Genomic DNA, 7,870 nt, shown 5'->3' with positions numbered 1-7,870 from the left:
TCGACGGTGGAGGAGATGACGCAGGACACGTAGGCGAGCCGGCCGTCGGGGGAGGAGGTGATGGTCAGCGGGAACAGCCCGACCTCCACCTCGCCCAGCTGCTCGCGGCTGCCCGCGTCGAACACCGTGAGGCGGCCCGGCGCGTGCCGGCCCAGCCGCGACGCCGGGTCGGCGGCCATGCGCAGCTCGCCCGCCAGCAGCCTGCCCGTGGACGTGAGGTGCACCGGCAGGACGACGTTCTCGGTGGGCAGGGTGTCGACCACGGACGCCGTCCGGGCGTCGATGACCCGCAGGCCGTCGGCCGGCCGCTCCCCGCTGCCGCCCGAGAAGTTGCCGTACGGTGCGGCGACGTAGACGTACGCGCCGTCGGCGGACACGGCGAGCCCCTCGCTGCCCGGCACCTCGACCTTCGCGGTGAGGGTGCCCCGCTCCAGGTCGACGACCGACACGAACGGCGCCTCCTTGTTGGTGGCGTACCCCGTCCGCCCGGCCGGGTCGATGGAGAACCAGTGCGGGCCCGGCGCGTCCGTGTCGATCCTGCCCAGCGGCCGGCGGGTGGCCGTGTCGACCACCACGGCACCGCCCGGGCGGCCGTCGCCGCTCTCCACGCTGACGTACAGCCGCCCGCGCTCGGCGTCCAGGGCCAGCCCGTGCGGGCCGTGTTCGGGGGCGAGGTCGACGAGCTCGACGACGCGGCGGGTGTCGGGGTCGATGACGGCCAGCTCGGTGCGTCGCCCGCCGTTCGCGTGGTAGTAGCCCGAGTGGTAGGTCAGCGTGCACCACAGCAGGCGCTGCGTGGCGTCGAAGCACAACTCGTGCGGCTCGGCGGGGACGTGCACGTCGCCGAGGTGCCGGTCGCAGGCGGCGTCGAAGAACGAGACCGTCGGTCCGCTCTGACTGACGACGGCCAGCACATCGCCTTCTCGACCGGTACGGGGGGACTGCAGCACAGCGGCTCCTTGAACGGGGTGGGGCGGGAACGCCACGCGATTTCGCGGGCACCCCCACCCTCCGCGCCCAAGGGGTCCGACAGCAATGCAAAGATTGGCACCCAATCATTGCCCCAGACGCAAAAGCCCAGTTCGAAAGGGGGAGGCGATGGATCTCAACCTGCTGCGCGTCCTGGACGCCCTGCTCCAGGAGAACAGCGTGACCCGCGCCGCGGAGCGCCTCGGCACCTCGCCCGCCGCCGTCAGCCGCACGCTGGCCCGGCTCCGCCGCACCGTCGGAGACCCGCTCCTCGTCCGGGCCGGGCAGGGGCTGGTCCCCACCCCGCGCGCCGTGGAACTCCGCGAGGAAGTCGGCGCGTTGATCCGCGGCTGCGACAACGTACTGCGGCCCGGCGCCGGTTTCGACGCCGTACACCTCCAGCGCACCTTCACCGTGCAGGCCACCGACCTGCTGCTCGTGGGTCTGGCCGGGAGCCTGACCGAGCGGATCCACGCGGAGGCCCCGCAAGTGGACGTCGTCTTCCTGCCGGAGGCGGTCGAGGGCGGGCCCGGACTGCGGCAGGGCCTGGTGGACGTCGAACTCGGCGTCCTGGGACACCTGGACCCGGAGATCCGCACCCGGCGGCTCACCCGGATGCCCCTGGTCGGCATCGCCCGCACCGGCCACCCCCTCTTCGACGGGCGGATCGACGCCCGCCGCTTCGCCGCGGCCGACCACATCGGCATCTCCCGCCTCGGCAAACGCCTCGGGCCCATCGACAGCGCGCTCGCGGAGCTCGGCCTGCGCCGCCGGACCGCGGTCGTGGTGCCCAGCCACACCAGCGCGATGATGCTCGCCCGGGACACCGACCTGGTCGCACTCAGCCTCGCGGACTGGATCCCCGACACCATCGCGGCCATGGGACTGCGGGCGTTCCCCGTCCCCCTCGACCTCGAACCCCTGGACCTCGGCATGGCCTGGCACCCCCGCAACTCGGCCGACCCGGGGCACCGCTGGTTCCGCGAACACCTGGCGGCCGCCGTCCTGGCCCCGCCGCACCGGTGAGCCGACGGGCACCCGATCGCCGGGCCGCAGACGGAGAGGGGAGAGGGGTGCGCCCCCTCGCCCCCTCTCCCCCCTCCCCCCTCATCCGGATCCGACCACCGGGGCCTCCTACTGCGCCGCCCCGAACGTCCACACGGCACGGTCGCCCGGGCCGACCACGAGGGTCGAACGTCCGATCCGCTCCTCGTGGCGGGTGAAGACGGGGCGGTTGAGGGACATCTCGACCTGACGCAGACCGGCCTGCTCGCGTGCCACCGGGTCCAGGCGGACGGTGGTACCGCCGCCCAGCGCCAGGACGCTGCCGCCGGGGAGCTCACGTACGGTGAAGCCGCCCGCCCGGAGCAGGGGCACCGTGTTGGCCAGGTCGCCCGCGGTGATCCCGAGGCGGATCGAGGTCACGTCCTTCATGAGGTGCTCGCGGTAGCCGTCGGACAGGTACCGCTCGCGGCCGACGTCACCGGGGTAGGAGGCCGGCTCGGTGTTGCTGCGGCGGTCGGCGAAGTACTCCGGCAGGTACTCCATGCCCCAGGCGCCGAAGGCGTCGTACGTGCCGCTCGTGAAGACGGCGTCGAACCACGGCACCGGCACCCCGTCGCCGAAGTCGCGGGTCTGGCGGAAGGCCACCGGGTTCGGTACGCCCTGCTCACGCAGGCGCGTCGTGACCGTGGCCAGGTCACCGGCCCGTTCGACGGACAGCCCCAGCCCGCCGGCGCCGAGCGTCCCGTCCTGGCCGGGGACGTCACCGACGCCGAACAGTTCGAGGTAGGTCTCGCGGCCCATCAGATAGCGGCCGGTCCAGGTCTCGCCGCCCGAGCCGGTCGTGGTGCGGACCTGGAAGTTGGCGAAGTCCCGCAGGTAGGCGGAGTGCTCGATGGCGTCGGCGGTTTCCCGGTCGAGCACCCCGTAGGCGTGGTTGTAGAACAGCAGCTGGCGTCCCGCCGACGGCGCTTCCTCCTGAGCCGACGCGATTCCCGTGGCGCCCCCGACCCATCCGGTCAGTGCCACGACGAGGACCATTAACACGTGCAGTACACGACGATGCGACATGCGCGTGATCGTAGGCCGCGCCGGTGGACGTCCGCCGCTCATTAAGCGGCGGGCGGGGGCCGGAAGTGACGGGGGACACCCACCACAAAGGTGCTGAACGGCGACGCAGGGTGACATTCGGGGGGTTGGCCGGTGAGGCGGCCCACAGGACCCACGTCACATCCGGTCCGGGTTAGTAGCCCGGCCGGTCCGGCGCCGCAGGGCCTCCGGTGCGGGTCGTTGGTCGGGGTCTGCGAGGGGGGTTAGTAGGTGGGGGGCGTTGCCAGGGCGGCGGGGGGCTGGCTAACTGGTGTTGTCGCCGAGGCGGCCGGGGCGCACCGCCCCCCGCCGGCAGATCCCCTCCCACCCGTGTGAGTGGTTCACGCATGTCTTCGGCATGCGGCGACCGTCCTTGTTCCCGTCGGAAGGTTTTCTCCGTGTCCAACGCCGTCATCCGCCGCATCGCCGCTTCGAAGAAGACCCTCGCCGGTACCGTCCTCGCCCTGGGGGTTGCGGGTTCCATGCTCGCCACCGTCCCGGCGCAGGCCGCTCCGACGGGTGCCAAGGCGATCGCCCAGCAGATGATCAAGGACCCGGCCCAGTTCGCCGCCTTCGACAAGATCGTCACGCACGAGAGCGGCTGGGACTACACCGCCACGAACTCCTCCTCCGGCGCTTACGGCCTGGTCCAGGCGCTGCCCGCGTCGAAGATGTCCTCCGCGGGCTCGGACTGGAAGACCAACCCGGCCACCCAGATCAAGTGGGGCCTGGACTACATGAACGAGCGCTACGGCAGCCCGGTCGGGGCCTGGAACTTCTGGCAGGCCAACCACTGGTACTAGACCAGCGGGCACCACAGCGGACACCCCGGGAACGCCCGGCCGACACCCTCGGCCGGGCGTTCCCGCGTACCCGGCCGAGCGCGGGCGGTCAGCGCCGCAGGTACGCCAGGACGGCCAGGACCCGGCCCGCCGCCTCCCGACCGCCCTCACCGCAGTACGGCCGCCAGCAGGTCGGTCCCCAGCGCCGTCAGGTCCGACAGGTTGAGGCTGTACCGCACGTACCGCCCCTCCCGGCGGGCGGCCAGCAGCCCCGCCCGCCGCAGCAGGGCCACGTGCCGCGACACCTCCGGGGGCGTCAGGTCCCAGGCGTGGGCCAGTTCCCCGTTGGTGTGCGGGCCGCGGGCCAGGGTGCGCAGCAGACGCAGCCGGGCCGGGTGGGCGAGGGCCTCCAGCCGCAGGGTGACCGTCTCCAGGGAGACCGGATCCGACGGGCCGGGCCCGTCCACCGGGTACTGGACCACCGGCTGCCAGCCGGGCGCGTGGACCATCGCCAGGTGCGGCCGGCCGAAGACGCTCGGAATGAAGGTGACGCCGCTGCCGACGGCGGTCGTCGCCTTGTCCAGCAGCTTGTCCACGAGGATGGCGTCGCCGTCCGGAGCCAGGGTGACCGCGCCGGAGACCGAGGCGAGGGCCGCCCCGAGGCCCTGGCGCCTCAACAGGTCGTTCTTCAGACGCAGGTCCGAGGCGAGCCTGACGGCGGCGTCGGCCCACGCCGCGTCGAAGAAGGCCTCGGCACAGGCCTCCAGGGTGTCGCGGACGCGCGCCCGTACCGCCGCCGGGTCCGCGAGCAGCCGCTCCGCGAAGGCCTCCTGGCGTACGCCCCGTGCCTGGGCCAGGTCGAGGGCCAGGTCGCGCGCGGCGGCGTCGGTGAGGGGCGACGGGGAGGTGAAGTGGATCCGGTTCCCGCAGGTGGTGACCAGCGCGGCGGACACGTACCGCTCGTCGTCGAGCCGGTCGACGTCGTCCAGTTCCTCCCCGAGCGTCGCCCGGGGCCGGGCCGGCAGCATGAAGTCCGCCTGGGACGTGCGCCAGAGGAACTCCGCCTCCCGCAACCGCTCGGCCAGCCCCGGCCGCAGCCCGGCCCACACGTCGGAGGCCCACGCGGCGAACTCCGGATGGTGCTCCGGTTCGGCGAGCACGTGCAGCATCGCGGTCAGCTCGGCCAGCGGGGACGCCGCGAACCGCAGCCCCTCGGACGGCATGCCGCCGATGTCGATCCTCAACGTCATCCGCACATCATCCCCGCCCCGCCGGACAGCGCCGACGACTGTTGACGATCTCCGTCAACCGACGTGCCCGGCCGGGCCGCTGAACCCACCGTTCACCCCATGCCAGCCACGAGCACCCCCGCCCCCGCCACCACCCGCAAGCTGCGGCCCCGCGCCGTCCTGCACGCCTCCGGCGGCCCCCGCTACGCCGTCGCCCTGGCCGTGGACGCCCTCGGCACGGGCCTGCTGAGACCCTTCCTCCTCCTGTACGGAGTGACGGTGCTCGGCCTGTCCGCGTCGGCCACCGGCCTGGCCATGACGGCCGGCATCGTCACCGGCCTGCTGTCCACGCCCGGCGTCGGGCGATGGCTGGACCGCGGCGCGCGCAGCACCGTCGTCGCCGCCTCGATGCTGGTACGCGTGCTGGGCACGGCCGTACTGGTGGCGACCCCCGCGGGCCGCGTCTGGCCGTTCGCGGCCGCGGCCCTGCTCCTCGGCATCGGCAACCAGGCCTGGCCGGCCGCCCACGCCGCGCTCGTCGCCACCCTCTCCCACGGCCGCGAACGCGACACCGCCCTCGCCGCCGGACGCGCCCTGCGCAACGCGGGGCTGGGGGCGGGGGCGCTCCTCGCCATGGCCTGCCTGGCCGGCGGGACCTCGGCCCTGCGGGCACTGGCGGCCGTCACGGGACTGGCCTACCTGGCGGCCGCCGGCCTGGTGTGGTCGGTCCGCGTACGCGCGGAACGCGAGCCGGCCCGGCCCGCCGCAGCGGCGGGGCACGGGGACGCCCCGCCCCGCATGCGCGCCCTGCTGGCCGCCAACGTGGTCTACGTCTTCTGCCTCAACGTCCCCGAGATCGCCCTCCCGCTGGTCCTGCTGACGCAGCTGCACGCCTCGCCGGTGTGGTCGGCGGCGGTCTTCGTGGCCAACACGGTGCTGGTGGTCACGCTCCAGGTCCCCGTCACCGTCCTGATGTCCCGCTACGCCCGGCGCACCGCGCTGGCCGTCGCCGGCGCCGTCCTCGCCGCGTCCTACGCGGGCTTCCTCGCGGTGACGTCCCTGGGCGGCGGGGAGGGCGCCGGATGGGCCGCCCCCGCCGTCGCCGCGGTCTCCGTCGTCTGCACCCTCGGCGAGATCGTCTACGCGGGCAGCGCCACCGCCCTCGTGACGGCCCTCGCCCCGCCCCGGGTGCTGGGACGCACCCTGGCCCGCTTCGAACTCTCCACCGGCTTCGGCCTCGCCGTCTCCCCGGCCGCCATCACCGGCCTCGCCCCCCACGGCCCGGCCGCCCTGTGGGGCACCCTCGCCGGAGCCACCCTGCTGTCCGCCGCGGCCGTCGCCGCCGAACGGGACGCCGAGGAGCCGGCTCAGGGCGTCCAGTAACGGGCGAGGGCGCCTTCCCGATAGGGGGCGGGACTCACACTGAGATCACCGGAGAAGGGCCGGTCCAGGACGAAGACCAGCAGCAGGCTGAAGCCGACGAGCCCGGCCACCGAGGCGACGAACAGGACCTGCACCTGCAGCTTCCGCAGTCCGTAGAGGAACGTGAGGGGGATCAGGACCAGCGCACCGCCGAAGGCCAACGCCTGGAGCAGCACGGGCAGTTCCCGGCGCGCCATGGTGATGCGGGCGCGGCGCTGGGCGGCCACGTCGTCGAGGTGGCCGACGGCCTGCTCGTAGAAGACCTGCTCCGACTGGTTTTGCGGGGTGTACGTCTGGAGCACCCGGAACGCGTCCTGCAGGTGGGCCTCTGTGGCCCCGTAGCTCGGGTTCCCCGCCCGCATCCGGGGCCACTGGTCCTCGACGACGGCGTGGACGTAGCCGCTCATCGCCGCGTCGAGCCGGGCCCGCACCGGCTCCGGAAACGCGGCGGCGTCGCGGGAGATGAGCGCCGCGCTGGTGGCCTCGGAGGCGACGATGGTCTGGGTCTCCTCCAGCTGCGTCCACAGGGTGACGATCACGAACGCGAGGATGATCCCGTAGATGGCGCCGAACATCCCGAGCGTCACGCCGACCATGTCGTTGTGCTCCCCGCGGGCCAGCGAGGGGTGCCTGCGGCGCAGGAGCACACTGCCGCCGACGGCCAGGAGGACGGTCCCGCCGACGGCGACGACCGCCAGGGCGAAGGTGCTGAAGTGGTTGAGGAGCCATAGCGACATGTGCGCGGAGTCTAGGCCGCACGCGCACCCTTGGAACCGCGGTTCCAAGGGCCGCTGCGGGCGTGTGCGAAGACGTTCACGCGACCGGGTGACGCCGGGTGACGCGTCCGCGCCGCCCGCCCGGCGACTAGCGGTACTCGCAGAGGTACGCGGTCTCGACCGTCACCTTGAGCTGGAACGTGCTGTCGCCGGGGACCTTGAAGTGGCTGCCGGAGGAGAAGGTCTGCCACTCGGCGGCGCCGGGGAGCCTGACGGTCAGGGCGCCGCTGACGACGTGCATGACCTCCGGGGCGGCCGTGCCGAACTCGTACTCGCCGGGGGCCATGACACCGATGGTCGCCCGGCCCTGCTCCTGGTTGAAGGCGATCGACTTGACCGTGCCGTCGAAGTATTCGTTGACCTTGAACATGTGCGTGGTGTCCTCTTGGGGAACGAGCGGAATCGGAACGCCGGCTCGTCGCGCCCCGCTCACCGGCGAGGGGAAGGCTACCGCTAGGGTCTGTCGTCAAACTCCCGTCGTCGCCCGGAGGGCGGCCCCGCGGCGTCTGGTGCGTGCTCTCGGTGCGCCGGGCGGAAGCCCGCGTACTGGACGTACTTGGCTTTCGCCCGGTGCGGCGAGAGCGCGTGCCAGGCGTCGCGG

Annotated in this window: 8 protein-coding genes; 3 read left to right on the top strand and 5 right to left on the bottom strand. The window is 73.4% G+C overall.

Annotation, left to right across the window (positions count from 1 at the left end):
• Positions 1-950, bottom strand: a 950-nt coding sequence (locus SSNG_RS01080; protein WP_050779504.1) for a surface layer protein, incomplete at its 3' end; no start/stop codon positions are given.
• A 148-nt stretch (positions 951-1,098) separates the two neighbouring features.
• On the opposite strand from SSNG_RS01080, the gene SSNG_RS01075 reads away from it, so the two are divergent.
• Positions 1,099-1,995: a LysR family transcriptional regulator gene (locus SSNG_RS01075; RefSeq protein WP_007261924.1), complete on the top strand. Its 897-nt coding sequence runs from the start codon at positions 1,099-1,101 to the stop codon at positions 1,993-1,995.
• Positions 1,996-2,103: 108 nt separating this feature from the next.
• On the opposite strand, the gene SSNG_RS01070 is transcribed toward SSNG_RS01075, so the two are convergent.
• Entirely contained in the window at positions 2,104-3,018 is a 915-nt protein-coding gene (locus SSNG_RS01070) for a DUF5829 family protein (protein WP_042800359.1), read from the bottom strand.
• Positions 3,019-3,407: 389 nt separating this feature from the next.
• Here SSNG_RS01070 and SSNG_RS01065 point away from each other — a divergent pair, with 389 nt between their 5' ends.
• Positions 3,408-3,863, top strand: coding sequence for a transglycosylase SLT domain-containing protein (locus SSNG_RS01065; RefSeq protein ID WP_007261922.1), 456 nt, complete (start codon positions 3,408-3,410; stop codon positions 3,861-3,863).
• Positions 3,864-4,009: 146 nt separating this feature from the next.
• Here SSNG_RS01065 and SSNG_RS01060 read toward each other — a convergent pair whose 3' ends face one another.
• The gene (locus SSNG_RS01060; RefSeq protein ID WP_007261921.1) at positions 4,010-5,092 is read right to left on the bottom strand and encodes a helix-turn-helix domain-containing protein; all 1,083 of its coding nucleotides are present in this window, start codon (positions 5,090-5,092) and stop codon (positions 4,010-4,012) included.
• 99 nt (positions 5,093-5,191) lie between these two features.
• Here SSNG_RS01060 and SSNG_RS01055 point away from each other — a divergent pair, with 99 nt between their 5' ends.
• Positions 5,192-6,454 carry an MFS transporter gene (locus SSNG_RS01055; protein ID WP_042800356.1) on the top strand — a complete coding sequence of 421 codons (1,263 nt, stop codon included), beginning with the start codon at positions 5,192-5,194 and terminating at the stop codon, positions 6,452-6,454.
• Here the strand turns inward: SSNG_RS01055 and SSNG_RS01050 are convergent.
• On the bottom strand, positions 6,439-7,230 hold the full coding sequence (locus SSNG_RS01050) for a DUF4239 domain-containing protein (protein WP_007261919.1): 792 nt from the start codon (positions 7,228-7,230) through the stop codon (positions 6,439-6,441). The two genes, SSNG_RS01055 and SSNG_RS01050, sit on opposite strands and share 16 nt — an antisense overlap.
• A 127-nt stretch (positions 7,231-7,357) precedes the next feature.
• Positions 7,358-7,639, bottom strand: coding sequence for a pyrimidine/purine nucleoside phosphorylase (locus SSNG_RS01045; protein WP_007261918.1), 282 nt, complete (start codon positions 7,637-7,639; stop codon positions 7,358-7,360).
• Between the last annotated feature and the right edge of the window lie 231 nt (positions 7,640-7,870).

This window comes from Streptomyces sp. C (genome assembly GCF_000158895.1).
In the GTDB taxonomy this organism is placed as follows: domain Bacteria; phylum Actinomycetota; class Actinomycetes; order Streptomycetales; family Streptomycetaceae; genus Streptomyces; species Streptomyces racemochromogenes.
The sequence above is the reverse complement of the archived record's forward strand: the minus strand, read 5'-3'. Positions and strand labels throughout refer to the sequence as shown.

Coding starts and splice junctions, on each gene's coding strand:
- SSNG_RS01055 (WP_042800356.1), top strand. CDS start 5,192: ATGCCAGCCACGAGCACCCCCGCCCCCGCCACCACCCGCAAGCTGCGG.
- SSNG_RS01060 (WP_007261921.1), bottom strand. CDS start 5,092: ATGACGTTGAGGATCGACATCGGCGGCATGCCGTCCGAGGGGCTGCGG.
- SSNG_RS01075 (WP_007261924.1), top strand. CDS start 1,099: ATGGATCTCAACCTGCTGCGCGTCCTGGACGCCCTGCTCCAGGAGAAC.
- SSNG_RS01050 (WP_007261919.1), bottom strand. CDS start 7,230: ATGTCGCTATGGCTCCTCAACCACTTCAGCACCTTCGCCCTGGCGGTC.
- SSNG_RS01065 (WP_007261922.1), top strand. CDS start 3,408: ATGTCTTCGGCATGCGGCGACCGTCCTTGTTCCCGTCGGAAGGTTTTC.
- SSNG_RS01045 (WP_007261918.1), bottom strand. CDS start 7,639: ATGTTCAAGGTCAACGAATACTTCGACGGCACGGTCAAGTCGATCGCC.